The 25,959-nt window shown below is 63.8% G+C and carries 25 protein-coding genes; 15 read left to right on the top strand and 10 right to left on the bottom strand.

Annotated elements, in window-relative coordinates; genetic code table 11:
- Positions 1–18 precede the first annotated feature (18 nt).
- The 12 genes from NCS58_RS03030 (at position 19) to NCS58_RS02975 (ending at position 12,444) form a co-directional block, all read left to right on the top strand.
- Entirely contained in the window at positions 19–1,137 is a 1,119-nt protein-coding gene (locus NCS58_RS03030) for a PhoH family protein (RefSeq protein ID WP_061117751.1), read from the top strand.
- On the top strand, positions 1,134–1,598 hold the full coding sequence (gene ybeY, locus NCS58_RS03025; protein ID WP_250537813.1) for an rRNA maturation RNase YbeY: 465 nt from the start codon (positions 1,134–1,136) through the stop codon (positions 1,596–1,598). Before NCS58_RS03030 ends, ybeY begins: the two co-directional genes overlap by 4 nt.
- A gap of 35 nt (positions 1,599–1,633) precedes the next feature.
- Entirely contained in the window at positions 1,634–2,323 is a 690-nt protein-coding gene (locus tag NCS58_RS03020; protein ID WP_250537812.1) for a gamma-glutamylcyclotransferase, read from the top strand.
- A gap of 203 nt (positions 2,324–2,526) precedes the next feature.
- Positions 2,527–3,432, top strand: a complete 906-nt coding sequence (locus tag NCS58_RS03015; RefSeq protein WP_250537811.1) for an HlyC/CorC family transporter — start codon at positions 2,527–2,529, stop codon at positions 3,430–3,432.
- A gap of 79 nt (positions 3,433–3,511) precedes the next feature.
- A complete protein-coding gene (gene lnt, locus NCS58_RS03010) occupies positions 3,512–5,185 on the top strand; it encodes an apolipoprotein N-acyltransferase (RefSeq protein ID WP_250537810.1) in 1,674 nt (557 codons plus the stop codon).
- 195 nt (positions 5,186–5,380) lie between these two features.
- The gene (gene glyQ / locus NCS58_RS03005) at positions 5,381–6,409 is read left to right on the top strand and encodes a glycine--tRNA ligase subunit alpha (RefSeq protein WP_086960944.1); all 1,029 of its coding nucleotides are present in this window, start codon (positions 5,381–5,383) and stop codon (positions 6,407–6,409) included.
- Positions 6,410–6,426: 17 nt separating this feature from the next.
- Positions 6,427–8,526: a glycine--tRNA ligase subunit beta gene (glyS, locus tag NCS58_RS03000; RefSeq protein WP_250537809.1), complete on the top strand. Its 2,100-nt coding sequence runs from the start codon at positions 6,427–6,429 to the stop codon at positions 8,524–8,526.
- Between the two features lie 9 nt (positions 8,527–8,535).
- Positions 8,536–9,108 (top strand): D-glycero-beta-D-manno-heptose 1,7-bisphosphate 7-phosphatase, encoded by a 573-nt coding sequence (gene gmhB / locus NCS58_RS02995; protein WP_061117757.1) that lies wholly within the window; start codon positions 8,536–8,538, stop codon positions 9,106–9,108.
- Between the two features lie 12 nt (positions 9,109–9,120).
- Complete coding sequence (locus NCS58_RS02990) at positions 9,121–9,894, top strand: 1-acyl-sn-glycerol-3-phosphate acyltransferase (RefSeq protein ID WP_061117758.1); 774 nt, start codon at positions 9,121–9,123, stop codon at positions 9,892–9,894.
- A gap of 82 nt (positions 9,895–9,976) precedes the next feature.
- Positions 9,977–10,897, top strand: coding sequence for a M48 family metallopeptidase (locus tag NCS58_RS02985; protein WP_061117882.1), 921 nt, complete (start codon positions 9,977–9,979; stop codon positions 10,895–10,897).
- 81 nt (positions 10,898–10,978) lie between these two features.
- Positions 10,979–11,365, top strand: a complete 387-nt coding sequence (gloA, locus tag NCS58_RS02980) for a lactoylglutathione lyase (RefSeq protein WP_050608809.1) — start codon at positions 10,979–10,981, stop codon at positions 11,363–11,365.
- Positions 11,366–11,514: 149 nt separating this feature from the next.
- On the top strand, positions 11,515–12,444 hold the full coding sequence (locus NCS58_RS02975; RefSeq protein WP_250537808.1) for a DMT family transporter: 930 nt from the start codon (positions 11,515–11,517) through the stop codon (positions 12,442–12,444).
- 1 nt (position 12,445) lies between these two features.
- On the opposite strand, the gene NCS58_RS02970 is transcribed toward NCS58_RS02975, so the two are convergent.
- Positions 12,446–13,459, bottom strand: a complete 1,014-nt coding sequence (locus NCS58_RS02970) for a DedA family protein/thiosulfate sulfurtransferase GlpE (protein ID WP_061117761.1) — start codon at positions 13,457–13,459, stop codon at positions 12,446–12,448.
- A 162-nt stretch (positions 13,460–13,621) separates the two neighbouring features.
- On the opposite strand from NCS58_RS02970, the gene NCS58_RS02965 reads away from it, so the two are divergent.
- Positions 13,622–14,482 (top strand): MBL fold metallo-hydrolase, encoded by an 861-nt coding sequence (locus NCS58_RS02965; protein WP_250537807.1) that lies wholly within the window; start codon positions 13,622–13,624, stop codon positions 14,480–14,482.
- Here the strand turns inward: NCS58_RS02965 and NCS58_RS02960 are convergent.
- On the bottom strand, positions 14,479–15,114 hold the full coding sequence (locus NCS58_RS02960; protein ID WP_409219251.1) for a FadR/GntR family transcriptional regulator: 636 nt from the start codon (positions 15,112–15,114) through the stop codon (positions 14,479–14,481). The two genes, NCS58_RS02965 and NCS58_RS02960, sit on opposite strands and share 4 nt — an antisense overlap.
- Before the next feature lie 181 nt (positions 15,115–15,295).
- Between NCS58_RS02960 and dgoD the strand changes: the two genes are divergently transcribed.
- Positions 15,296–16,444 carry a galactonate dehydratase gene (dgoD, locus tag NCS58_RS02955; protein ID WP_250537806.1) on the top strand — a complete coding sequence of 383 codons (1,149 nt, stop codon included), beginning with the start codon at positions 15,296–15,298 and terminating at the stop codon, positions 16,442–16,444.
- Between the two features lie 3 nt (positions 16,445–16,447).
- Here the strand turns inward: dgoD and pabB are convergent, their stop codons facing one another.
- From pabB to grpE, 5 genes are all read right to left on the bottom strand, one after another.
- Positions 16,448–18,235: an aminodeoxychorismate synthase component I gene (gene pabB / locus NCS58_RS02950; RefSeq protein ID WP_250537840.1), complete on the bottom strand. Its 1,788-nt coding sequence runs from the start codon at positions 18,233–18,235 to the stop codon at positions 16,448–16,450.
- Positions 18,236–18,272: 37 nt separating this feature from the next.
- Positions 18,273–19,409, bottom strand: a complete 1,137-nt coding sequence (gene dnaJ, locus NCS58_RS02945) for a molecular chaperone DnaJ (protein ID WP_061117765.1) — start codon at positions 19,407–19,409, stop codon at positions 18,273–18,275.
- A 236-nt stretch (positions 19,410–19,645) separates the two neighbouring features.
- Positions 19,646–21,601, bottom strand: a complete 1,956-nt coding sequence (dnaK, locus tag NCS58_RS02940) for a molecular chaperone DnaK (protein ID WP_061117766.1) — start codon at positions 21,599–21,601, stop codon at positions 19,646–19,648.
- Between the two features lie 162 nt (positions 21,602–21,763).
- A complete protein-coding gene (locus NCS58_RS02935) occupies positions 21,764–22,162 on the bottom strand; it encodes a thioredoxin family protein (RefSeq protein WP_250537805.1) in 399 nt (132 codons plus the stop codon).
- Positions 22,163–22,178: 16 nt separating this feature from the next.
- Positions 22,179–22,760, bottom strand: a complete 582-nt coding sequence (gene grpE / locus NCS58_RS02930; RefSeq protein ID WP_250537839.1) for a nucleotide exchange factor GrpE — start codon at positions 22,758–22,760, stop codon at positions 22,179–22,181.
- Between the two features lie 360 nt (positions 22,761–23,120).
- Between grpE and NCS58_RS02925 the strand changes: the two genes are divergently transcribed.
- Positions 23,121–23,282: a hypothetical protein gene (locus NCS58_RS02925; RefSeq protein ID WP_181291003.1), complete on the top strand. Its 162-nt coding sequence runs from the start codon at positions 23,121–23,123 to the stop codon at positions 23,280–23,282.
- Here the strand turns inward: NCS58_RS02925 and NCS58_RS02920 are convergent.
- From NCS58_RS02920 to hrcA, 3 genes are all read right to left on the bottom strand, one after another.
- The gene (locus tag NCS58_RS02920) at positions 23,254–23,661 is read right to left on the bottom strand and encodes an RNA-binding S4 domain-containing protein (protein ID WP_250537804.1); all 408 of its coding nucleotides are present in this window, start codon (positions 23,659–23,661) and stop codon (positions 23,254–23,256) included. The genes NCS58_RS02925 and NCS58_RS02920 overlap by 29 nt on opposite strands.
- Positions 23,662–23,685: 24 nt before the next feature.
- A complete protein-coding gene (hemH, locus tag NCS58_RS02915) occupies positions 23,686–24,753 on the bottom strand; it encodes a ferrochelatase (RefSeq protein WP_250476315.1) in 1,068 nt (355 codons plus the stop codon).
- 120 nt (positions 24,754–24,873) lie between these two features.
- Positions 24,874–25,890 carry a heat-inducible transcriptional repressor HrcA gene (hrcA, locus tag NCS58_RS02910; RefSeq protein WP_061117771.1) on the bottom strand — a complete coding sequence of 339 codons (1,017 nt, stop codon included), beginning with the start codon at positions 25,888–25,890 and terminating at the stop codon, positions 24,874–24,876.
- Positions 25,891–25,959: the final 69 nt, after the last annotated feature.

The following is a 25,959-nucleotide window of genomic DNA, read 5'->3' as shown; positions in this document are numbered from 1 at the left end:
AAGGAACCCAGGTTCATCTTGAAGAACGCTCCTACGCAGCATCTGGAATTCACCGCGCCGCGCGACGACAACGCGCGGCTCGCCAACCTCTGCGGCCCGCTCGACGAAAACCTGCGGCAGATCGAGCAGGCGCTCGATGTGACGCTTTCGCGTCGCGGCCACAAGATCGCGATTCGCGGCCGTGGCGCGAAAGTCGCGCTCGCGGCGCTCGAGAACTTCTACAACCGCGCGCGCGATCCGATTTCCGTCGACGACATTCAACTCGCGCTCGTCGAGGCGAGCCATGCGACGCGCCGCGCGAAGGATGCGCGCGAAGCCAACGGTGAAGAAGGCGAGATCGATCCGCGTTTTCGTGGCGATCCGGATCATCCGTTCGATGAACCGAGCGCGACGATCGACCTCGGCGAAGACGAAGACCACGGTCCGAAGCTCTACACGCGCCGGGCCGATCTGCGCGGCCGCACGCCGGCGCAGCGCGAGTATCTGAAGCAGATCATCGCGCACGACGTGACGTTCGGCATCGGGCCGGCGGGCACGGGCAAGACTTATCTCGCGGTCGCGTGCGCGGTCGATGCACTCGAACGCGATCAGGTGAAGCGCATCGTGCTGACGCGTCCGGCCGTCGAGGCGGGCGAGCGGCTCGGCTTCCTGCCGGGTGATCTCGCGCAGAAGGTCGATCCGTATCTGCGTCCGCTCTATGACGCGCTTTACGATCTGCTCGGCTTCGACAAGACGGCGAAGATGTTCGAACGTCAGATGATCGAGATCGCGCCGCTCGCGTACATGCGCGGGCGCACGCTGAATCACGCGTTCATCATTCTCGACGAGGCGCAGAACACTACGCCCGAGCAGATGAAGATGTTCCTCACGCGTATCGGCTTCGGCTCGAAGGCGGTCGTCACCGGCGATACCACGCAGGTCGACCTGCCGCGCGGCCACAAGAGCGGGCTGATCGAGGCGCAGCACGTGCTCTCGGAAGTGCGCGGCATCGCGATCACGCACTTCACGTCGGCGGATGTGGTGCGGCATCCGCTCGTCGCGCGCATCGTCGAGGCTTACGACGCGCAATCGCAGAAAGATGCGGCGCTCGCCGAGGCCGCGCGCGTCGCTCAGCAGTCGCAGCAAAAGCCCGAATGAAGCCGCGCCTCACATTGACGATGCAGTTCCCCGCCGCAAAAGCGTACCCGTCGCACAAGGCGATCTTGCCGCGCGCGACGGTCGCGCGCTGGATCAAGGGCTCGCTTTTCGCCGACGCCGAGCTGACCGTGCGCTTCGTCGACGAGGAAGAAGGCCGGATGCTCAATCGCACGTATCGCCAGAAGGATTACGCGACGAACGTGCTCACGTTCGCCTACGCGGAATCCGAGGACGATCCCGTCGCGGGCGATCTGATTCTGTGCTGCCCCGTCGTCGAGCGCGAAGCCGACGAACAGGGCAAGCCGCTCGCCGCGCACTACGCGCATCTGATCGTCCACGGCACGCTCCATGCGCAGGGCTACGACCATGAAGTCGAAAGCGAAGCGCAAGAGATGGAATCCATTGAGACGGATATCATGCAGTCTCTGGGATTTTCCGATCCTTACGTGCCTTTGACCTGAAGCCGGTCCGATGTCCTCGATGTGTTGAAAGCGCCGTGAACGACAAGACGCCCGAACCCGCGCAAGCCGCACCTTCCGAAGCCGATCCGACGCCCGCGCCCTGCCCGGACTATCCGCCCGCGCTCGGCGAATCCGCGCTGCTGACGGACGAGGAACTGGCCGCGGCGCGCGACCCGGCGCTCGCTCACTGGGACCGGAAGTCGGATTTGTGGCTGTTCGGGTACGGCTCGCTGATCTGGAACCCCGGCTTGCCGACGCTCGAAGCCGTGCGCGGCAAGGTGCATGGCTACCATCGCGGGCTTTATTTGTGGTCGCGCGTGAATCGCGGCACGCCGGAACAGCCTGGCCTCGTGCTGGCGCTGGATCGCGGCGGCTCGTGCACCGGCATGGCGTTCAGGCTCGCGGGCGCCGATGCGATCGAGCATCTCCAGGTATTGTGGCGGCGCGAAATGGCGATGGCGTCGTATAGGCCCGCGTGGCTGCCCTGCACGCTCGCGGACGGACGGCGCGTGGAGGCGCTGGCATTCGTGATGCGCCGGGATGCGACTTCCTATACCGGCAAACTCTCCGATCCGATCGTGCGCACCGTGCTCGGCTGTGCGAGCGGCCGCTATGGCACGACGCTGGATTACGTAAGCCGGACCGTCGAGGCGCTGCGCGAGAGCGGCATGCCGGATCGCGCCCTCGAAGCGCTCCTGAAACGCTGTCAGGCACAAGGAAATTAATGACGCGCGTGCTTTTCGCATCCGTACGATTTTTTACCGCGCGTCGTCCGTTCGGACAACGCTCATCGCCGGACATACTCCTCGCATATTTATCGGCTAGCATGGCTCATGACATGCGCACTGCGCCACGCAGTCCCCGTTTTTCCTTGGTGTATGCTTGAACTTCCGCTAACCCGCGCCCGGGAACTCCCGGGCGCTCCGCTATGAACGAACCTTATCCCAGTCGACGCCACACCGACAAACCGCCGGAAAAGCGCTCTTTGCTCGAACGGCTGACCGATTTCATCTCGCACGAGCCCGAATCGCGCGACGAACTTCTCGAAGTGCTCCAGGATGCGCACGAGCGCAACCTGCTCGATGCCGATTCGCTCTCGATGATCGAAGGCGTCTTTCAGGTGTCCGATCTCTGCGCGCGCGACATCATGGTTCCGCGCGCCCAGATGGACGCCATCAACATCTCGGAAACGCCCGCCGAATTCATCCCGTTCGTGCTCGACAAGGCGCATTCGCGCTATCCCGTGTACGAGGGCAATCGGGACAACATCATCGGCGTGCTGCTCGCGAAAGACTTGCTGCGCTACTACGCGGAAGAGGAATTCGACGTGCGCGGCATGCTGCGCCCCGCCGTCTTCATCCCCGAATCGAAGCGCCTGAACGTGCTGCTGCACGACTTTCGCGTGAACCGCAATCACATCGCGATCGTCGTCGACGAATACGGCGGCGTGGCGGGTCTCATCACGATCGAAGACGTGCTCGAGCAGATCGTCGGCGACATCGAGGACGAATACGACTTCGACGAAGAAGCCGGCAATATCATCGCGACGCCTGACGGCAAGTATCGCGTGCGCGCGCTGACCGGCATCGAACAGTTCAACGAGGAGTTCGGCACGGATTACTCCGACGACGAGGTCGATACCATCGGCGGTCTCGTCACGCATCGCTTCGGGCGCGTGCCGCATCGCGGCGAGAAAGTGCGCATCGACGATTTCGCGTTCGAGATCCTGCGCGGCGACGCCCGGCAGATTCACGTTCTTCTCGTGCGGCGCGTGCCGAATCTCGCGCAGCAACATCACCACGCAGGCGACGACGAAGACGAATTGCGCGACTAAGCGCGCCGCGGGCGCCGGAGCGAATCCGGCACCCGCCATCACCCCTTCGCCCGCCTTCGTTTCATCTCGACCGTCATTAATGGCCGATTCATCGTTTCGTTTCCTCTCCCGTCAACGCGACGCATCCCTCATCTCCGAGTCGCCGCGCGCATTGCCCTTCTGGCATTACCTCGTGGCCGCCGTGCTCGGCGCCATCAATACGCTCTCCTTCGCCCCGACGCCGCACGGCGGCTGGATCGAGCTCGTCATCTTCGCGCTCTTTTTCGCGTGGCTCACGCGCACCGGCAACTGGCGCAGCGCCGCCGCGACCGGCTGGGCGTTCGGCTTCGGCAACTTCGTCACGGGCGTGTGGTGGCTCTACGTGAGCATGCATGTCTACGGCGGGATGGCCGCGCCGCTCGCCGCAGCGGCCGTCGCGTTGTTTTCGCTTTACCTCGCGATTTATCCGGCGCTGGCGAGCGCGGTCTGGTCGTTCGTCGCGGGCCGCGCGCGCTTCGGCGATGAAGACGCGGCCACCGCACGCGACATCGACGCCTCGCCGCGCTTTGCGCCGACATGGCACGGCGCGTTTGCGTTCGCGAGCGCGTGGGCGCTCGGCGAATGGCTGCGTGGACTCGTGTTCACGGGCTTTCCGTGGCTCGCGAGCGGTTATGCGCAAGTCGACGGACCGCTCAAGGGCTTCGGCGCGCTCGTCGGCGTGTACGGTGTCGGCTGGGTGCTCGCGCTCGTCGCGGCGCTGATCGTGCAGGCGCTGTATCACTGGCGGCATGCGGGCCGTGGCGCGCGTGCGCTGATCCCCGCGGCTGTTGCCATTGCGCTGATCGTCGGGGGCATGCTGCTATCGTTCGTCGATTGGACGACGCCCGCCAACGCCCCTCTCGATGTGCGTCTCCTGCAAGGCAATGTGAAACAGGAAATGAAGTTCGAACAGGCCGGTGTCGATGAATCGCTCGCGCTCTACCAGCGGCTCATCACCGAGAAGCCCGCCGATCTGATCGTCACGCCGGAAACTGCGCTGCCCGTCTTGTCCGTGCAGATTCCTCGAGACTTCGCCGTCACGATCCGGAACTTCGCGGACGACACGAACTCGTCGATTCTCTTCGGCGCGATCGGCGTCACGATTCTCCCCGATGGCCGCGCGACCGATTACACCAACAGCCTCTTCGGCGTCACGCCGCACGTGAACGGCGTGTACCGCTACGACAAGCATCATCTCGTGCCCTTCGGAGAATTCGTGCCGCTCGGCTTTCACTGGTTCGTGCGCATGATGGGCATTCCGCTCGGCGATCTTGCGCGCGGGCCGATCGCGCAGAAGGCGTTCATCGTGCACAACCAGCCGGTCGCCGTGGATATCTGCTACGAGGACATCTTCGGCGAAGAGATCGCGCGCACGATCCGCGAGCAGGAAACGCCTGCGGGCATTCTGGTCAACTCGACAAACCTCGCGTGGTTCGGCAATACGATTGCGCTCGATCAGCATCTTCAGATCGCGCGCATGCGATCGATCGAAACCGGCCGGCCGATGCTGCGCGCTACCAACACCGGCATGACGGCGGTGATCGCGGCGAACGGCGATGTCGTCTCGAAGCTGCCGACCTTCACGACCGGCGTGCTCGAAGCGCGCGTGCAAGGGACGTCGGGCAGCACGCCGTATGTGACGAGCGGGAATATGACGGTGATCGCGATGTCGCTCTTGTTGCTCGCGTTCGGGTTTGCGTTTGCACCTGACCGGAAACGTTCGGACGCGCGCTGAACATCGACTGAAACGATGCCGCGTTGCGCCATGCGACGCGGCCCGCGCGTCTGTTTCCGCAGGCGCGTCGATTCCCAAAAAGCCGCAGCCGCCCTGCCGTTCGGCTAAAATTCCCCGTTTCAGCACTTTGGCCGAGCCTCCGAGTCGCGTCGTCCCGACGATGGCCGCGCCGCATCCGCCCCGCAAAAGGCAATCATGCTCACATTCCAGCAAATCATTCTGACGCTGCAGTCCTACTGGAACGAGAAGGGCTGCGCGCTCCTCCAGCCGATCGACATGGAAGTCGGCGCGGGCACCTCGCACGTCCACACGTTCCTGCGCGCGATCGGCCCCGAGCCGTGGCGCGCGGCCTACGTTCAACCGTCGCGCCGCCCGAAGGACGGCCGCTATGGCGAGAATCCGAACCGCCTGCAGCACTACTATCAGTATCAGGTCGTGCTGAAACCCGCGCCTGAAAACATCCTCGATCTGTACCTCGGCTCGCTCGAAGCGCTCGGCTTCGATCTGAAGCAGAACGACGTGCGCTTCGTCGAGGACGACTGGGAGAACCCGACGCTCGGCGCGTGGGGCCTCGGCTGGGAAGTGTGGCTCAACGGAATGGAAGTGACGCAGTTCACGTATTTCCAGCAGGCGGGCGGCATCGATTGCAAGCCGGTGCTCGGCGAAATCACCTACGGCCTCGAACGTCTCGCGATGTATCTGCAAAAGGTCGAGAACGTGTACGACCTCGTCTGGACCGAATGGGAAGAAGACGGTCCGAACGGCCGCGTGCTGCGCCGGCTGACCTACGGTGACGTGTATCACCAGAACGAAGTCGAACAGTCCACCTATAACTTCGAGCATGCGAACGTCGACCTGCTCTTCACCTTCTTCAAGAGCTACGAAGAAGAAGCGAAGAAGATGATCGACGCAAAGCTCGCGCTGCCCGCATATGAACTCGTGCTGAAGGCGGGCCACACGTTCAATCTGCTCGATGCGCGCGGCGCCATTTCCGTCACGGAGCGCGCGGCGTACATCGGCCGCATCCGTGCGCTGTCGCGTCTCGTCGCGCAGGCTTACTACGATTCGCGCGAAGCGCTCGGCTTCCCGATGCTCGGCAACCCGGTGCGAGGCGATCGCGACCTGGTCACCGACGAGCAGGAAGCGCAGCGCCCCGCGTGGGCGCCGCCGCTCAAGCCGGAAAGCACGCCGCCGGGCGAACGCAGCAACAACGAACAGGTTTGACGAGGCTCGACAGAACAATGACGCAATCCAAACACGCTTCTCTGCTCGTCGAGCTGCTCACCGAGGAACTGCCGCCGAAGGCGCTCGCGCGTCTCGGCACCGCTTTCGCCGACGGCATTGTCGAACGTCTCGCCGCACGCGATCTGATCGACGGCGCGCCCTCGTTCGAAAAGTACGCGACGCCGCGCCGCCTCGCCGTGCTCATCCGGAACGTGCGCGATGTCGCGCCGCAAAGGCAGGTGCGTGAGAAAGTGCTGCCGGTGACGGTCGCGCTCGACAAGGAAGGCAACCCTACGGCGCCGCTCGCGAAGAAGCTCGCGGCGCTCGGCTTCCCCGACTTCCCGCTCGCCGAACTCGAACGCGCACAGGACGGCAAGGCGGAAGCGTTCTTCCTGCGCTATGCCGCGCCCGGCGCGACGCTCGCCGACGGGCTGCAAGCCGCGCTCGATGAAACACTCGGCAAGTTGCCGATTCCGAAGGTCATGACTTACCAGCGTCCGGACGGCACCAGCGTGCAGTTCGTGCGTCCGGTGCAGCGCCTGATCGCCATGCACGGGCGCAATATCGTGCCGGTCAGCGCGCTTGGCGTCGATTCGGGCGATACGACCATCGGCCATCGATTCATGTCGGAAGGCTTCGTCGCGATTCCGCACGCAGACGATTACGCCGACACGCTGCGCAGCAAGGGGCATGTGGTCGCCAACTTCGAGGATCGCCGCGAGTCGATTCGCACGCAACTTCTCGCGTTCGCAGGAGTTGACCGCGTCGTGATGCCCGAAGCGCTGCTCGACGAAGTGAACGCGCTCGTCGAATGGCCGGTCGTCTACGAATGCCGCTTCGACGAGGAGTTCCTGCAGGTGCCGCAGGAATGTCTGATCCTCACGATGCAGACCAACCAGAAGTACTTCGCGCTCACCGACCAGCACGGCAAGCTGCGCTCGCGCTTCCTGATCGTGTCGAACATCGATACGAAGACGCCCGGCGAGATCGTCGAAGGCAACGAGCGCGTCGTGCGCCCGCGCCTGGCCGATGCGAAGTTCTTCTTCACGCAGGACAAGAAGAAGCGTCTCGAAGATCGCGTGCCGCTGCTCGCGAACGTCGTCTATCACAACAAGCTCGGTTCGACGTTGCAACGCGTCGAGCGTCTCGAGGCGCTGGCAGGTGAAATCGCGCCGATGGTCGGCGTCGATGCCGCGCTCACCCGCCGCGCCGCGCGCCTCGCGAAGGCCGACTTGCTGACCGACATGGTCGGCGAGTTCCCGGAGCTGCAAGGGACGATGGGCACGTATTACGCACGTTACGACGGCGAGCCGGAAGAAGTCGCGCTCGCGTGCTCGGAGCACTATCAGCCGCGCTTTTCGGGCGATGAAACGCCATCGACGGGCGTCGGCGCCGCGGTCGCGCTCGCGGACAAGCTGGAGACGATCGTCGGTATCTGGGGTATCGGTCTCGCGCCGACCGGCGAGAAAGATCCGTTTGCGCTACGCCGTCACGCGCTCGGCGTGCTGCGCATCCTGCTGGAAAAGAAGCTGCCGATCGATCTGCGCGATCTCGTCGGCGTGGCGCAACGCCAGTTCGCAGGCATGCCGCAAGTCGCCGATTCGACCGACGCCATCTACGCGTTCTTCCTCGATCGCCTGCGCGGTCTGTTGCGCGAACGCGGCTTCGAAGCGAACGATATCGAAGCGGTGCTGAGCCTGAACCCGACGCGTCTCGACGACATCGTCGCGCGCCTCGATGCCGTGCGCGAGTTCGCCGCGCTGCCCGAAGCGGCGACGCTCGCGGCGGCCAACAAGCGCATCTCGAACATCCTGAAGAAGTCGGAGCAAGGCGCGCCTTCGTCGGTGAACAAGGCGTTGCTCGTCGAAGCGGCGGAAAAGAATCTCTACGCGCAGATCGAGCAGGTGACGCCGCGCGTGCAGAGCCAGCTCGCCGCGCGCAACTATACGGAAGCGTTGAGCGCGCTCGCCGCATTGCGCGAGAGCGTCGACACGTTCTTCAACGATGTGATGGTGAACGCGGAAGATCCCGCGCTGCGCAACAATCGGCTCGCATTGCTCAACGCATTGCATCAGCAGATGAACTGCGTCGCCGATATTTCGAAGCTCGCTGCCTGACGCGCCGCCATGGTCATGAACCGAAAACTGGTCATCCTCGATCGAGACGGCGTCATCAACGTCGATTCCGATGCGTTCATCAAGTCGCCGGACGAATGGGTCGCCATTCCCGGCAGCCTCGAAGCCATTGCGCGCCTGAATCAGTCGGGCTATCGCGTCGCGATCGCATCGAATCAGTCGGGCATCGGGCGCGGTCTCTTCGACATGGCCGCGCTGAACGCGATGCATCAAAAGATGAATCGCGCGGTCGCGGCCGTCGGCGGGCGCATCGACGCGGTGTTCTTCTGCCCGCACACGGCGGAAGATCAATGCGATTGCCGAAAGCCGAGGCCCGGCATGTTGCAGCAGATCATCGACCGCTTCGAGATCGATCCTGAAATTACGCCCGTCGTCGGCGATTCGCTGCGCGATCTGCAGGCGGGCGCGGCGCTCGGCTTCCCCGTGCATCTCGTGCTCACCGGCAAGGGCGAAAAGACGCTCAAGGAAGGTCAGTTGCCCGAAGGCACCGTCGTTCACAAGGACTTGCGCGCGTTCGCGCTCGACTTCCTCGCACGGCATCAGGACCGCTCCGCGGCCCAGTAACACCGAGACGCCATGCGCTTCATCCGTTCTTTGCTGTTGATGCTCTACTTCATCGCGTACACGACGCCGTACGCGATCGCCTGCTTCATTGCGTTTCCGTTCATGCGCGCCGACAAGCGCTACTGGATGGCGGCCGGCTGGTGCAAATCGACCATCGTCGTGTTGCGACATCTGATCGGGATACGCTACACGATCGAAGGCATGGAGAACCTGCCGAATGGGCCGGCCGTGCTGCTGTCCAAGCACCAGTCCGCGTGGGAGACGCTCGCGTTTCCCGCGCTGATGCCGCGGCCGCTCTGCTACGTGTTCAAGCGCGAGCTGCTCTACGTACCGTTCTTCGGCTGGGCGCTCGGGCTGCTCAAGATGGTGCACATCGATCGCAAGCAGGGCCGCGACGCGTTCGCATCGGTCACGCGCCAGGGCCGCGCACGCATGGAAGAAGGCGCGTGGGTCATCATGTTTCCCGAAGGTACGCGCACGCGAGTCGGCAGCCAGGGCAAGTACAAGACCGGCGGCGCGCGCTTCGCCGTCGTGACCGGCGCACCGGTCGTGCCCATCGCGCACAACGCGGGGCACGTCTGGCCACGCAATTCCTTTATCAAATATCCGGGTATAGTCACGGTGTCGATCGGCAAGCCGATCGATACAGCCGGCCTCACGCCCGAGGAAGTGAACACGCGCGTCGAAAGCTGGATCGAGGCGGAAATGCGCCGCATCGATCCGCATGCTTATGCCGCGCCGAACGCGCAGCCGGGTGAAGCCGGCGCCGCGGGCGCGGGCCGCTGAAGCGGCGGCGTTCGGATCGAGCCGCGGCGTGCCTTACTCATTCTTCTCGTCATTCCTGCGCCGTGAGCGCAAAGCCGAGCCGATGCAGAAAGCCCCATCGCGACAGCGTCCCGCCGTCGCGCTCGATACCCTGCAGCTCGATCTGCCGTTCGAGCATGCGCCGGCATACTCCGGCGCGCCGCCCGCGAGCGCACCCGCTCCGCTGCGTGGCGACGTCCCTGCCGCCGATCCCCTCCCCGTCCTGACACCAGCAACTCCGGCGGCGCCGCTGCCCGATGGCGTGCGCCTGCGCCGCATCGCGCTCAAGGCGGGCGCGCTCGAGTATCGGCTGAGGCGTTCGTCGCGGCGCACGATCGGCTTTTGCATCGACGGCACCGGGCTCGCGATCACCGCGCCGCGCTGGGTGACGATCGCGGACATCGAAAGCGCGATCCTCGACAAGCAGAACTGGATCGTCAAGAAGCTCACCGAATGGCAGACGCGCGTCGAGCAGCGTGCACTGCCGCGCATCGACTGGAAGGACGGCGCTCAGTTTCCGTATCTCGGCAAGACGATCAGCGTGTCGCTCGGATCGGCGGCGAGCGCGCTGTCCTTCGACGACGCCACCAACGTGCTCTCGCTCGCCATGCCCGCCTTCGCCGACGCGCAGCAGATCAAGGATCGCGTGCAAGGCTGGCTGCAATCGGAAGCAAAGCGCATCTTCGGCGAGCGGCTCGCGGTGTATGCGGCGAAGCTCGGCGTCGAGTATCGCGCGTACGCGTTGTCATCGGCGGCGACGCGCTGGGGCAGTTGTTCCAGCGACGGCAAGATCCGCCTGAACTGGCGGCTCATTCATTTCCCGATGTCGATCATCGATTACGTCGTCGCGCACGAGCTCGCGCATCTGCGCGAGATGAACCACAGCCCGCGCTTCTGGCAGACGGTCGAATCGATCTTCCCGGAGTTCCGCGAGGCGCGGCATACATTGAAGCATCATCCGCCGGATCTGCTTCCGGCGCTCTGACGCATCGTCAGCGGGCGTCCGGCGCCGACGGTACAATTTCTTTCCTGTCCCCCGCAAACCACACACAACAGGAACCCCACCATGCGACTCCTCCATACGATGCTGCGCGTCGGCGACCTGCAGCGTTCCATCGATTTCTATACGCGCATTCTCGGCATGAAAGTGCTGCGTCAAAGCGAAAACACGGAGTACAAGTACACGCTCGCTTTCGTCGGCTACGGCCCGGAAAGCGAGAACAGCGTGCTCGAACTCACCTACAACTGGGGCACCGACAAGTACGACCTCGGCACGGCATATGGCCATATCGCGCTCGAAGTCGACGACGCCGCCGACGCATGCGAGCGCATTCGCCAGGTGGGCGGCAAGGTCACCCGCGAAGCCGGCCCCGTGAAGGGCGGCACGACCGTGATTGCGTTCGTCGAAGATCCGGACGGCTACAAGGTCGAACTGATCGAAAAGCATTCCTGATTCACGCATGAACTCGCGCCGCGCATTCGTCGCGGCGCGCAATCTCCACGGGCTCATCGCGACCTTTCGCTCATCAGGGCCCGTTCGCTGGCACAATCGACGCTCCAAATCAGTGCATGGCCTCTGCGGCCACGTTCAAGAGCCAGCCAATGAACACGCCGTCCCTCGCCCTGCGCCGCGCCCCCGACACCACCGCCATCGTCGTCATGATCGCGCTGTGCGGCGCATGGGGATTCCAGCAAGTCGCGATCAAGGAAGCGAACGCGTCGATTCCGCCAATGCTGCAAGCCGGCATCCGCTCGCTCATCGCAACATTGCTTGTATGGATCTGGACGCGCACGCGCGGCGTGCCGCTCTTCCAGCGCGACGACACGTTGCCCGCCGGCTTGCTCGCAGGCCTGCTGTTCGGCGGCGAGTTCGTTTGCATATTCTTCGGCCTGAGTCTCACCACCGCGACGCGCATGGCCGTGTTTCTCTACACCGCGCCCTGCTTCACGGCGCTCGGCCTGCACGCATTCGTGGCCGGCGAGCGGCTCTCTCGCACGCAGTGGTGCGGCATCGTGCTCGCGTTCTGCGGCATCGCACTCGCGTTCGCCGACGGTTTTCTGCACGGCAATCCGAATAGCGCATCGACGTTGCAGGGTATCGCGGGCGATGCGCTCGGCATCATGGCCGGCATCTTCTGGGCCGCGACGACCGTGGTCGTGCGTGCGTCGTCGCTGGCGCGGGCAAGCGCGAGCAAGACGCTGTTCTATCAACTGGCGGTGTCGGCGGTGCTGCTGCTCGCGCTCGCGGCAGGCATCGGGCAGACGCACGTCGAAGCCGTCTCGCCGCTCGCGATCGCGAGTCTCGCGTATCAGGCGATCGTCGTCGCGTTCATCAGCTATCTGACCTGGTTCTGGCTGCTCACGCGCTATATGGCGTCGCGGCTTTCGGTGTTCTCGTTTCTCACGCCGATCTTCGGCGTCACCTTCGGCGTGCTTCTGCTCGGCGAGCATTTCACCGCGCGTTTCATGGTCGCCGCGGCGATGGTCCTCGCGGGCATCGCGCTGGTGAACCGGCCGGCGCGCCGGACGTAGATCATTCGGGCGCGGTCGCGCGAATCGTGACCATGTCGTGATCGATGTCGTCTTGGTCGGCGGCGGCGTGAAGGTGCTCCGCCGGCATCGGTTCGACCGGATAGCCGTGCTTCTCCCACGCATCCAGCCCGCCCTTCAGCGGCCGCACGTGCCTGAACCCCTTCGCGCGCAACTGCCGTGCGATGGTCTTCGCGGTCGCCTCGTTCGGGCACACGCAATACACGACCACCTCGTGCTCCGAATACAACTGATCGACGCGATCGGGCGAATCGAGATCCAGCGCGATCGCGCCCGCGATGCGATACGGCTCGCGGCGGCGGATCTCCGCCGGGCGCGCGTCGTAGATCACGGGCGGCGTGTCGGAACGCATCATCGCGTCGAGTTGATCCGGCGTGATGTGATACTTCGCGAGCCACTGGCGAAATTGCTCGCGCCGGATCCATCGATACAGCATGAAGCCGAGCGCGACCATCACGAGAATGTCGATCACCGTCGTGCCGTTGGCGCGCACCAGGATGACGAGCCGTCCGATCTGTTCCTGCAGCGCCGCGCCGCCGAGCATCCAGAAACTCGCCCACGCCGTCGCGCCGATCAGATCCCACAGCAGAAAGACGCGCACTTCGATCTGCGTGGTGCCGAGCAGCGGCGCCGACACGAGCCCGAGCCCGGGCACAAACTTCGACAGCGCGAGCAGCGGCACGCCGAAGCGCTCGAACCAGCGGCGCGCGGTGCGCAACGTCGTATCGATCGACAGCGAGAAGCGCACGAGCGAATTGAGAAAGCGCCGGCCGTAGAGTCGGCCGGCGGCGAACCAGAGCGAATCGGCGATGAGCACGGCGAGCACTGCCGCCGCGAGCATCTGCCAGAACGGCGCGTTGCCGGCGGCGACGAGCGTGCCGGCGAGAATCAGCATCGGCGCGGCGGGGACGGGCACGCCGAGCTGCGTCGCGAGGACGCTGACGAAGACGGCCCACGCGCCCCACGACGACGCGAGCGAAGTCGGGACGTGCGGCATTCGAACCTCTTGATGGAGCTTCCGTGGAGATGACCGCCGGCGCGTTCGGGTCCGGCGCAAAGGGTTACACTGTATCGCGATCCTGACAAACACGCCCAATCGATCAGGGCGACGAGAGCACGACGCGAGTCGACGCGCCGCACGGCAGCCGGGGGAATCAGCGTGCAACCCATCATTCAGCCTTTCTTCGATATCAACACCGGCACGATGACGTATGTCGTCTACGCGAAGGCCGGTTCGGCGGCGGCGATCATCGATCCCGTGCTCGACTACGACCCCAAAGCCGCGCGCACGTCGACGCAATCAGCCGATGCGGTCATCGAGTTCGTGCGCGAAGAGCGGCTTGCCGTCGAATGGATTCTGGAGACACACGCGCATGCCGACCATCTTTCGGCGGCGCCGTATCTGAAGCGCATGCTCGGCGGGAAGATCGGCATCGGCGAATCGATACGCGCCGTGCAGGGCGTGTTCAAGAAGATCTTCGATCTCGAGCCGGAGTTTCGGCTCGACGGCTCGCAATTCGATCATCTCTTTGCGGACGGCGAGCGCTTCATGATCGGCGAGCTCGAAGCCACCGCGCTCTTCGTGCCGGGCCACACGCCCGCCGACGTGGCGTATCGGATCGGCGATGCGGTGTTCGTCGGCGACACGCTCTTCATGCCGGACGTCGGGACCGCGCGCTGCGATTTTCCCGGCGGCAGCGCGCGCCGGCTGTATCGATCGATCCAGCGCCTGCTCGCGCTCGATCCGGACACGCGGCTCTTCGTGTGCCACGACTATCCGCCCGACACGCGCGCCCCGCGCTGGCAATCCACGGTGCGCGAGCAGCGTGAGCAGAACATTCACGTCGGGGGCGGCAAGACCGAGGACGAATTCGTCGCGATGCGCGAGGCACGCGACGCGACCCTCGGCATGCCGACGCTCATTCTGCCGGCGATCCAGGTGAACATCCGCGCCGGCCACTTTCCTGAAGCGGCCGGCAACGGCACGACGTATCTGAAGATTCCGCTGAACGCTTTTTAGCCTTCAATCCTGCTGCGCGTCATGCCGAGCAGATCGGCCATCGCGCGGCGCGCACCGGTCGAATCGCGCGCGATGATCGCCTCGAACACGGCCGTATGCTCCGCGAGCGACGCGTTGTAGACATCGGCGCGTTTGGCGTTCAGGCGCAACTGGCCTTCCAGCGTGCGCTCGATGAGCGCGCCGAGCGGTATCAGCAATTCGTTGCTGCACGCGGCGAGCACGCACAGATGGAAATCGAGGTCCGCGCGCACCCATTCTTCGACATTCTGTGCGCCGGCCATCGCCTGATGCGCGCGCGTGAGGCGCTCGCGCGTGCGGTCCTCGTGGTTGCCGGCGGCAAGCGCGGCGGCGTACGGCTCGATCATCTCGCGCATTTCCTGGAGCTTGAGCGCGAATTGCAGCGGCGGCGCGACGCGCGAGTACCAGTCGAGCATATCGACGTCGAGCAGATTCCAGGCATCCTTCGCGCGCACGCGCGTGCCGACCTTCGGGCGCGACTCGATCAGCCCTTTCGATGTGAGCGTGCGTAACGCCTCGCGGAGCACCGTGCGGCTCACGCCGAAGCGCTCCATCAATTCCGCTTCGCGCGGCAGAGGCGAACCGGGCGCGAAGTCCCCGCGCAGAATGGCCATGCCCAGTTCATGCGCCACGCGGCCATGTAGATCCCGGTGAATGATCGTCTCCTTTAGTGTGGGCACGATTATGGGCTATTCGACTGATGTTTCGTAGAACCCGACTTAAATACAATAATACTATTAATATGCCTTGATCGCGGCTTTTTGCTAACATGGATGACCCTTCAGGAGACGCTCAATGAAAATCACGAAGCTCGAAACTTTTATCGTTCCGCCGCGCTGGTGCTTCCTCAAGATCGAAACGGACGAAGGCATCACCGGCTGGGGCGAGCCGGTTGTCGAAGGCCGCGCACATACGGTGGCCGCCGCAGTGGACGAACTCGCCGACTATCTGGTCGGCAAGGACCCGCGGCATATCGAAGACCTGTGGCAGGTGATGTACCGCTCCGGGTTTTATCGCGGCGGTCCTATCGGCATGAGCGCGATCGCGGGCGTCGATCAGGCGTTGTGGGACATTCTCGGCAAGCATCACGGCGTGCCGGTGCACGCGCTGCTCGGCGGCCAGGTGCGCGACAGGATCAAGGTGTATTCGTGGATCGGCGGCGACCGTCCGAGCGATGTCGCGAATAACGCGCGCGCGGTGGTCGAACGCGGCTTCAAGGCCGTGAAGATGAACGGCTCGGAAGAGTTGCAGATCATCGATACCTTCGACAAGGTGCAAGGCGTGATCGACAACGTGCGCGCGGTGCGCGAGGCGGTCGGTCCGAACGTGGGCATCGGCGTCGACTTCCACGGACGCGTCCACAAGCCGATGGCGAAGGTGCTCGCGAAGGAACTCGATCCGTTCAAGCTGATGTTCATCGAAGAGCCGGTGCTGTCGGAGAACGTCGAGGCGCTGCGCGATATCGTCAGCCAGACAAGCACGCCGATCGCGCTCGGCGAGCGGCTCTACTCGCGCTGGGACTTCAAGCACATTCTGGCGGGCGGTTACGTCGACATCATTCAGCCGGATGCGTCACATGCGGGCGGCCTGACCGAATGCCGCAAGATCGCGACGATGGCTGAAGCTTACGACGTCGCGCTCGCGCTGCATTGCCCGCTCGGGCCGATCGCGCTCGCGACCTGCCTGCAGATCGACGCGGTGAGCTACAACGCGTTCATTCAGGAGCAGAGCCTCGGCATTCACTACAACAAGGGCAACGACCTGCTCGATTACATCAAGAATCCGGAAGTCTTCAAGTATGACGACGGGATGGTTTCGATCCCGCAGGGACCGGGGCTCGGCATCGAGGTGAACGAGGAGAAGGTGCGAGAGATGGCGAAGGTCGGGCATCGCTGGCGCAATCCGGTTTGGCGTCATGCGGACGGCAGCGTCGCGGAGTGGTGATGCTTAGCGCTGAAGCCTTGCCTTCACGGCACCGCGTAATGCGTTGCTGATGAGCAGGGCTTCGGCTTTCTGCAAGTCATCCATCGTCAGCGTGCGTTCGGCGGCACCGAGTTCTTCGATGAGCACCGCGCGCATCACGCCTGGCAACACGCCGGCGTCGACGGGCGGCGTCCACCACTTTCCGTCGAGCTGCACGAAGACGCTCGAACGGCCGCCTTCGGTCAGCTCGCCGCGTTCGTTGACGAAGAGCATGTCGAACGCGCCTTCGGCTTCGGCGGCTTTCCATGCGCGATCGTAGTCGGCGCGGCGCGTGGTCTTGTGACGTAGCAGCGGATCGCTTGATGACTGCGCTGCGAAGCCGCGATCGGACGCGAGCAACACATCGACGGTATCTGATGACAACGGCGCGAGCAACGCGCTCGTGATCGCGATGCGTCCGTTCTTGTCCAGCGCGATACGCATACGATACGGCGTGCCGGCGTCGAATTGCGCGCACTGCTTCTCGACTTGAGCCGCGAGCGCGCGCTCGTCGAAAGCAAAGCCGAGATAGGCGGCGCTTGCCTTCAGTCGCGCGGCGTGGCGCGCGTAGTAGCGAATGCCTTCGTCGCGCGTCGCATAGGTCGTCTCGAAGAGTTCGAAGCCAGGGTCCGCGCCGGTCAGGAAGCGTGCTTTCAACAGACACTCCTCGTATTCGTCGGCCGCGACGCTATCGAGCACGATGCCCGCGCCGATGCCGAGCACGCCGCGTTTGCCCGCGGCGTCGACGACGAGTGTGCGAATCGCCACCGACAGACAAACATCGCCGCTCGCATCCAGCCAGCCGATTGCGCCCGTATAGAGGCCGCGCGGCGAGCTCTCGATTTCGTCGATCAGTTGCATCGTCCGATACTTCGGCGCGCCGGTGATCGAACCGCATGGAAAAAGCGCGCGCACGATGCCGGCGAACGACGTGCCGGGAATCACGCGCGCTTCGATCGTCGAGGTCATCTGCCACACCGACGCATAAGGCTCGACCGCGAACAGCACGGGCACATGCACCGAACCCGTGACCGCCACGCGCGACATGTCGTTGCGCAGCAGATCGACGATCATCACGTTCTCGGCGCGATTCTTCGGATCACGGCGCAGCGCTTCGGGATCGGTGTCGCGCGGCGCGGTGCCTTTCATCGGCCGGGCGCGCAGCAGATCGCCCTGCTTCTCGACGAATAATTCCGGGGAGCACGACACCACCGACCTGCCATCGGGCAACGCAATCAGCGCGCCGTAATGCACGGCCTGCCGCTTGCGCAAACGCCGGTACAGCGCGAGCGGCGTGCCGAACACGTCGAAGTGCAGACGGAAGGTGTAGTTGATCTGATATGACTCGCCCGCGCGCAACGCATCCTGCACAGCGGCGATCGACGCATCGAACTCATCGCGCGTGACGCTCGATTCGATGCCCGCGATGCCTGCCGTCAGGTCATCGCCTTCCGAGGCGAGCCAGGCGTCGACCTCATCGCGCGAAAGACGCGCGCACTCGCGGAACATGAGCACGCGCAGCGCATGATCGTCGCCGCGTCCGATGCTGCCGAACTGGAGATTGCGTCCGAACTCGTAATCCGCGACGACGACCGCATGGAGACCGCATTGCAAGTCGCGTTCGATGTCGCCGCAGACCGCGTCGAGCTCACGCGCATCCGCGCACGCGCGTTCGTGCGCGAAGTCCGTGTACAAACGACTCGACCGCCTTTCGGCGGTCGCATCGCAATCGTCGAGCAGCGCGAACACCGCGCTGCGCTCTTCGGTTTTCATCGTCATGCTCGCACGACGTTTAACGCGTTCAACCGCATCAATCGAAGAAGCTCTTCACACGGTCGAACCAGCTTTTGCTTTGCGGACTATGCCGCGCGCCGCCCTGCTCCAGCGACTTCTCGAACTGCTTCAGCAGATCACGCTGCTGTTCCGTGAGCTTGACCGGCGTTTCCACCTGCACATGCACATAGAGATCGCCGGCGATGCTCGAACGCAAGCCCTTGATACCCTTGCCGCGCAGACGGAACGTCTTGCCGGACTGCGTGCCTTCCGGCACCGTGAAGCTCGCGCGACCCGCCAGCGTGGGCACTTCGATCTCGCCGCCCAATGCCGCCGTCGTGAACGGAATCGGCATCTGGCAATGGAGGTCGTCGCCGTCGCGTTCGAACACCGTGTGCTGCTTGATGTGGATTTCCACGTACAAGTCGCCGGCCGGTCCGCCGTTGATACCCGGCTCGCCGTTGCCCGCCGAGCGGATGCGCATGCCGTCGTCGATGCCCGCCGGAATCTTCACTTCCAGCGTCTTCGTTTCCTTCACCTTGCCCGCGCCGTGGCAATTGGCGCACGGATCGGGAATGTAGCTGCCGCTGCCGTGGCACTTCGGGCATGTCTGCTGGATGCTGAAGAATCCCTGCGACATGCGCACCTGGCCCTGGCCATGACAGGTCGGGCAGGTTTCCGGCTTGGTGCCCGGTTTCGCGCCCGAGCCGTGACATACGTTGCAGTTCACCCAGCTCGGTACGCGGATCTGCGTGTCGTAGCCGTGCGCCGCCTGCTCCAGCGTGATCTCCATGCTGTAGCGCAAGTCCGCGCCGCGATACACCTGCGGGCCGCCTCGGCCGCCGCGAGCAGCACCGCCGGCCGCCTGTCCGAAGATGTCGCCGAAGATATCGCCGAAGGCATCGGCGAAACCGCCGAATCCCTGTGCGCCCGCACCCGCCATGTTCGGATCGACGCCCGCGTGGCCGTACTGATCGTACGCGGCCCGCTTCTGCTGGTCGGAGAGCATTTCGTAGGCTTCCTTCGCCTCCTTGAAATTCTCTTCCGCCTTCTTGTTGTCCGGATTGCGGTCAGGGTGATACTTCATCGCGAGCTTGCGATACGCCTTCTTGATCTCGTCGTCGCTCGCGTTTTTCGCGACGCCCAGAACGTCGTAGTAATCCCGTTTCGCCATGTCGGTTCGATGCCGCCGCGCTTACCCGCGACGGTTCCTGTCAGATGCTGCGAGTCCGTTGCTTCGACTCGCGCGTAAAACTTCGCGCGCCTCGCCTAAATCAAGACGCCTCTGAAAAAACAACGTGCCCGGAGAGCCGTGAGGCTCGCCAGGCGCGTTACACGTAAGACGCGTCACGCGTCCCGGTGATGCCACCGAAAAGCGCGTGAGCGTTGCCACTCGCGCGCCCTCACGGCTTAGTCCTTCTTCACTTCCTTGAAGTCGGCATCGACGACATCGTCGTGATGCTGGCTCGCGCCCGCATCCGCCGAAGCGCCCGCGCCCGCGGCACCCGCCGCCGCGCTCGCCGCGCCCTGCTGCGCCTGCATGTCGGCGTACATCTTTTCGCCGAGCTTCTGCGAGGCTTGCGCCAGCGCCTCGACCTTCGCTTCGATCGTGGCCTTGTCGCTCGAACTGCTCTTCAGCGCGTCTTCGAGGTCCTTCAGCGCCGCTTCGATCTTTTCCTTTTCCGAAGCGTCGACCTTGTCGCCATACTCGGCAACGGCCTTCTTCGTGCTGTGGACCAGCGCGTCACCCTGGTTGCGGGCATCGGCCAGCTCGCGCAGCTTGTGATCTTCCTCGGCGTTGGCTTCGGCGTCCTTCACCATCTTGTCGATTTCCGCGTCCGTCAGACCCGAGTTCGCCTTGATGGTGATCTTGTTTTCCTTGCCCGTCGCCTTGTCCTTCGCGCCCACGTGCAGAATGCCGTTCGCGTCGATGTCGAAGGTCACTTCGATCTGCGGCACGCCGCGCGGTGCGGGCGGAATGCCCTCGAGGTTGAACTCGCCGAGCAGCTTGTTGCCCACGGCCATTTCGCGCTCGCCCTGGAACACCTTGATGGTCACGGCGCCCTGGTTGTCGTCGGCCGTCGAATACACTTGTGAGTGCTTCGTCGGGATCGTCGTATTCTTGTTGATCATCTTCGTCATCACGCCGCCGAGCGTCTCGATGCCAAGCGACAGAGGCGTCACGTCGAGCAGCAGAACGTCCTTGCGGTCGCCCGACAGAACCTGACCTTGGATCGCGGCGCCCACGGCCACCGCTTCGTCCGGGTTCACGTCACGGCGCGGGTCCTTGCCGAAGAACTCCTTGACCTTTTCCTGCACCTTCGGCATGCGCGTCATGCCGCCGACGAGAATCACGTCGTCGATGTCGCCAACCTTTACGCCCGCATCCTTGATCGCGATGCGGCACGGTTCGATCGTACGCTCGATCAGCTCTTCGACGAGCGCTTCGAGCTTCGCGCGGGTGAACTTGAGGTTCAAGTGCTTCGGACCCGACGCGTCGGCCGTGATGTAAGGCAGGTTGATGTCGGTCTGCGCCGTCGACGACAGCTCGATCTTCGCCTTTTCAGCGGCTTCTTTCAGGCGCTGCAGCGCGAGCACGTCCTTCGACAGATCGACGCCCTGCTCTTTCTTGAACTCGCCGATGATGTAATCGATGATGCGCTGGTCGAAGTCTTCACCGCCGAGGAACGTGTCGCCGTTCGTCGACAGCACTTCGAACTGCATTTCGCCGTCCACGTCCGCAATTTCGATGATCGAGATATCGAACGTGCCGCCGCCGAGGTCGAACACCGCGATCTTGCGGTCACCCTTTTCAGCCTTGTCGAGACCGAACGCGAGCGCGGCTGCCGTCGGCTCGTTGATGATGCGCTTCACTTCCAGACCGGCGATGCGGCCCGCATCCTTCGTTGCCTGACGCTGGCTGTCGTTGAAGTACGCCGGCACCGTGATGACAGCTTCCGTGACCGGCTCGCCGAGGTAATCCTCAGCGGTCTTCTTCATCTTGCGCAGGACTTCGGCGGAAACCTGCGAAGGCGCGAGGTTTTTCCCGTGCGCTTCGACCCATGCGTCGCCGTTGTCGTGCTTGACGATCTTGTAGGGCATCAGGTTGATGTCCTTCTGCACTTCCTTCTCGTCGAAGCGGCGGCCGATCAGGCGCTTGACCGCATACAGCGTGTTCTTCGGATTGGTGACCGACTGGCGCTTGGCAGGCGCGCCGACGAGAATCTCGTTGTCATCCATGTAAGCGATGATCGACGGCGTGGTGCGCGCGCCTTCCGAGTTCTCGATGACCTTGACCTGGTTGCCTTCCATCAGCGCCACGCACGAGTTCGTGGTGCCGAGGTCGATGCCGATGATTTTGCCCATTTTTTATACTCTCCTAGCTTTGATCGCAGTGGCGTTGCGGCGGCGGTGTGTCGTGCCTGACGCCGGCTTTTGCCGATTTACCGGGCCGAACGCCCAAAATTCATACCTGTACGCAAGATAAGAGCGTCAGTTTCGATTTCAAGACCCTGAACGCGATGCGGTCTATAACTTTTTTTGCGCGGCGCCGATCTTCTCACGGGCCGCCTTGACTGCCGTTTCGAACTGAGCGAGTCCATGCCAGCCGGTCACCCGGCCGAGCCGTTTGCCCCGATGAAAGAAGAACCAGGTCGGCACGCCGTGCAGCATGAACCGCCGGCTGAGTTCGCGATGCGCGTACACGTTGCTATGGAACCATTTCAGGCCGAGCGCGCGGATCGCATCGGGCTTCGCGAGCATCGCTTTCTCGGCGATCTCGCAATTGAAGCAGTCGCGGCCCCAGAAGAACACCACGGCCAGCTCGTCGCCCGCCGATGCAAGACCGGCGTCGAAACCGGCTTCATCGAGCGCCTGCATGTCGAGGACCACCGCAAAAGCGGCCGAATCGACGAGCACGCTGGCCATGATCGCCCCGGATGCGTTACCTCGGCGCGGCGACGGTCACGAGCGCCGGACGCAGCACGCGATCGGCGATCACATAGCCCTTCTGAAGCACCGTCACGACGGTGTTCGGATCCTGCTCGGCCGGAACCATCGAAATGGCCTGATGACGATGCGGATCGAATTTCTCGCCGACAGGATTCAACGCGATGACGCGGCCTTTCTCCAAGGCGCCCGTCAGCTGACGCAGCGTCAGTTCGACACCTTCGCGAACCTTGGCGAGGTCCGAGGATTGGTCCGAAAGCGCCGCTTCGAGACTGTCAAGCACGGGCAACAAGTTTTCCGCGAAATTTTCGATGGCAAATTTATGCGCCTTCGCGACATCTTCCTGGCTGCGGCGGCGCACGTTTTCCGTCTCGGCCTTGGCGCGCAGGAAATCTTCCTTCAGCGCCGCGATGGTCGCCTGCGCCTCGGCCAAGGCCGCCTCGGCCTCGTTCGGCGCCGTTTGCGGCGCGGCGGCCGCGTCTGCCGGGGCCGTGCTGGTCGTGTCTGCGGCCTGGCGCGCGTTATCGTCGGCGGGCGTGGGGTTCTGGCTCGCTGAATTTTCTTGCGTGTTTTCCATGTCGCTCAATATGAATTGCTGTTGAGTTGAATCGGCTGCGAAAGCGGCGAACAGAGTTGAGATCGCGTCTTTCGCACTAGCGCCGGAAATTGGGGCGTCGAACGCATTTTCAAGCTTTAAAGGCGAATTTTTGCGACTAGTTTCCGGCCCTCGATGGCACGAAATGGCCTGTAACCCACGCTTCGCCGCACCGCGCAATTTAGAGATTGAGGGAAAGCCCTGACTGGCCTACACTTCAACGAAGCACTGCAGACGCACGTTTACCCTTAATCCTACGTATTGCTTCAAACCGCTTTCAGCCCTTGCCCGTTTCCTGAACCGGCCGCTTTCTGACCGGGCAACCCGTTCTCCGGGGGTACCATGAAACTGACCTTTGCTATTGCGGTGGTCGCCCTGGTACTCGTCGCGGGAACGACCACCATCTGCATGTCCGGCGTCGTGACCGACCGTAACACCGAGTACGGCGGCGTTCACGCGACCATCGAAAGCTACTTCAATCCGAACGAGAAAATTTGTCGATGATCCGCCGGTCTCGTTTGGTTGGCCTGCCCTGCATGCCGGCTGCGGGTTCGCGGAACGTCTTGCGACGCTCGGCCTCGGCCATGCGCTTCGCCCGGCCGTCCTCGGCCTCGGCGTAGAGCATTCGCGCGACCGTCGCCGGGCCGCGCACGTCGCACAACCCGAGTACTTCGACCTGCCAGACGAGCCCCTCGATGTCGATCTCGACGATATCGCCGACACGCACATCCTTCGACGGCTTTACATTCGCCCCGCCGACCTTCACGCGGCCCTTCTCCACCGCATCGCTCGCAAGCGAACGCGTTTTGTAGAAACGCGCCGCCCAAAGCCACTTATCGATGCGCAAACGCGCGCCAGGTTCCGTCGAAATTTTGTGATTCATCGGTGAATGCTTGAAAAGCCTTGTTCAGGCCACCGCGGTGAGCGGCTGCACGGACTGTACGGGCCATCCCTGCAGATGCTGCGCGGCAATCTCGCCGAGCGCCTTGATCCACGCGGAAGCCGAGTTCAGACAGGGAATCCGGTGGAAATGCCTGCCGCCAGCCTTCAGGAATTCGTCACGCACCTCGATGCCGATTTCCTCGATCGTTTCGAGGCAATCCGCCGTGAAGCCGGGACAGAACACGTCCACGCGCGCGACGCCGCCTGCGCCGAGCTCCATGACCGTCGGCGCAGTGTACGGCTGAAGCCACTCCGCGCGGCCGAAGCGCGACTGGAACGTCACGCGACACTCCACCGGCGTGAGCCCGAGTGCGGACGCGAGCAGCGAGCCGGTCAACTGGCATTGGTCGTGATACGGATCGCCGAGATCCATCGTGCGCTTCGGCACGCCGTGGAAGCTCAGGACGAGCTTGTCGCCCGCGGCGAAATCGGGCTGGCCGTGATGCCGCCAGTAGTCGCGCACCTGCTCCGCAAGCGCGGCGATGTATGCCGGATGATCCGCGTAGTGGCGGATCGTGCGGATTTCCGGCTGATTGCGCACGCGCTTGAGCGCGGTAAAGGCATCGTCGAACGCGGTGGCTGTCGTGGACGATGAGTATTGCGGATACATCGGCAAAAGAAGGATGCGATCGGCGCCTTCGAGCTTCAGCTGATTCAGCATTGCGCCGATGCCGGGCGAACCGTAGCGCATCGCATAGTCGACGATCACGTGATAGTCGTTCGCCGCGAACAGCCGCCGCAGGCCCTCGACCTGCTTTTCCGTATGCACGCGCAGCGGCGAGCCTTCGGGCATCCATACTTGAGCGTATTTCTTCGCCGACGCGCGTCCGCGAAACGGCAGGATCAGCCCGCGCAGAATGACCTGCCACACGATCGAGGGTATTTCGACGACGCGCGGATCGGAAAGGAATTGCGCCAGATACTTGCGCACCGCCCGCGGCGTGGGCGCGTCCGGGGTGCCGAGATTGATCAGCAGCACCGCGACGCGATGGGAAGCGCTGGGCTGCGAGGGCAACTCGAGGTCGAAACGCATAGGGCAAGCGGGCCGGAAGGGACGTCGAAAAGGTGAAGACCATTATAGCGGCGGGTCCACGAGCGCATCATTGGCCGAATGGCCTAGTGGCGCAGCCTTGCGTGCCGCGCCAAGATGGCGCTACTGGTGGCTGAGCGACATCGAGAGCAGGCGCGCGGTGATGTCCACGATCGGAATCACGCGGTTGTAGGCCATGCGTGTCGGGCCGATCACGCCGAGCGTGCCGACGATCTTCCCGTTGACCTCGTACGGCGCCGTCACGACGCTCATTTCCTCGATCGGCACGAGATTCGACTCGCCGCCGATGAAAATCTGCACGCCTTGCGCGTGGCTCGAAACATCCAGCAATTGCAGGAGGCTCGTCTTTTGGTCGAACAAATCGAAAAGCTTGCGCAGCCGCGCCATGTCGGACGAAAGGTCCGCCACTTCGAGCAGGTTGCGCTCGCCGGAAATGAGCACGGTGTCCGTGGGATCCGTCTCGGCGGTGCTCGCGACCACGGCCGCCTGCATGAGCGCGGTCATGTCGCCGCGCAACTGATCGATTTCCTCGCGCAGGCGCCGGCGCACTTCGTCGAAGGACAGGCCCGCAAAATGCGCGTTGATGTAATTGGAGGCTTCGACGAGCTGCGACGGCGAGTAGTCGCGCTGCGTCGCCATCATGCGGTTCTGGACATCGCCCTCGGGCGTCACGATGATGAGCAGAATACGCTTGTCGGACAGCCGCATGAACTCGATCTGCTTGAACATGTGGCTGCGGCGCGGCGTGAGCACGACGCCCGCGAACGACGACAGATTGGACAGCACGCTCGCCGCCGCCGCGACGATTTTCTGCGGCTCCTCGCCCTGCAGCCGGGTCTTGACCGCGGTGGTCATGGCTTCGTCTTGCGGCGCTTCTACAGTCAGCATCGTATCGACGAAGAGCCGGTAGCCGCGCGGCGTGGGAATACGTCCCGCCGACGTATGGGGGCTCGCGACGAGGCCGAGCTCCTCGAGATCCGACATCACGTTGCGGATCGTCGCGGGACTCAGTTCGAGACCGGAATGGCGTGATAGCGTGCGCGAACCGACCGGCTGACCTTCGGCGATATAGCGCTCGATCAACGTCTTGAGGAGGGTTTGTGCACGTGGGTCTAGCATGGGGAAATTTTAGCTCAACGAGTCGGGGGGCGGCGAGCCGCGCCGCGTGCGCTGCGTTCAACGTCCGCT

This window comes from Caballeronia sp. INML3B (assembly GCF_023631305.1).
Taxonomy (GTDB): Bacteria; Pseudomonadota; Gammaproteobacteria; order Burkholderiales; family Burkholderiaceae; genus Caballeronia; species Caballeronia turbans.
The sequence above is the reverse complement of the archived record's forward strand: the minus strand, read 5'-3'. Positions and strand labels throughout refer to the sequence as shown.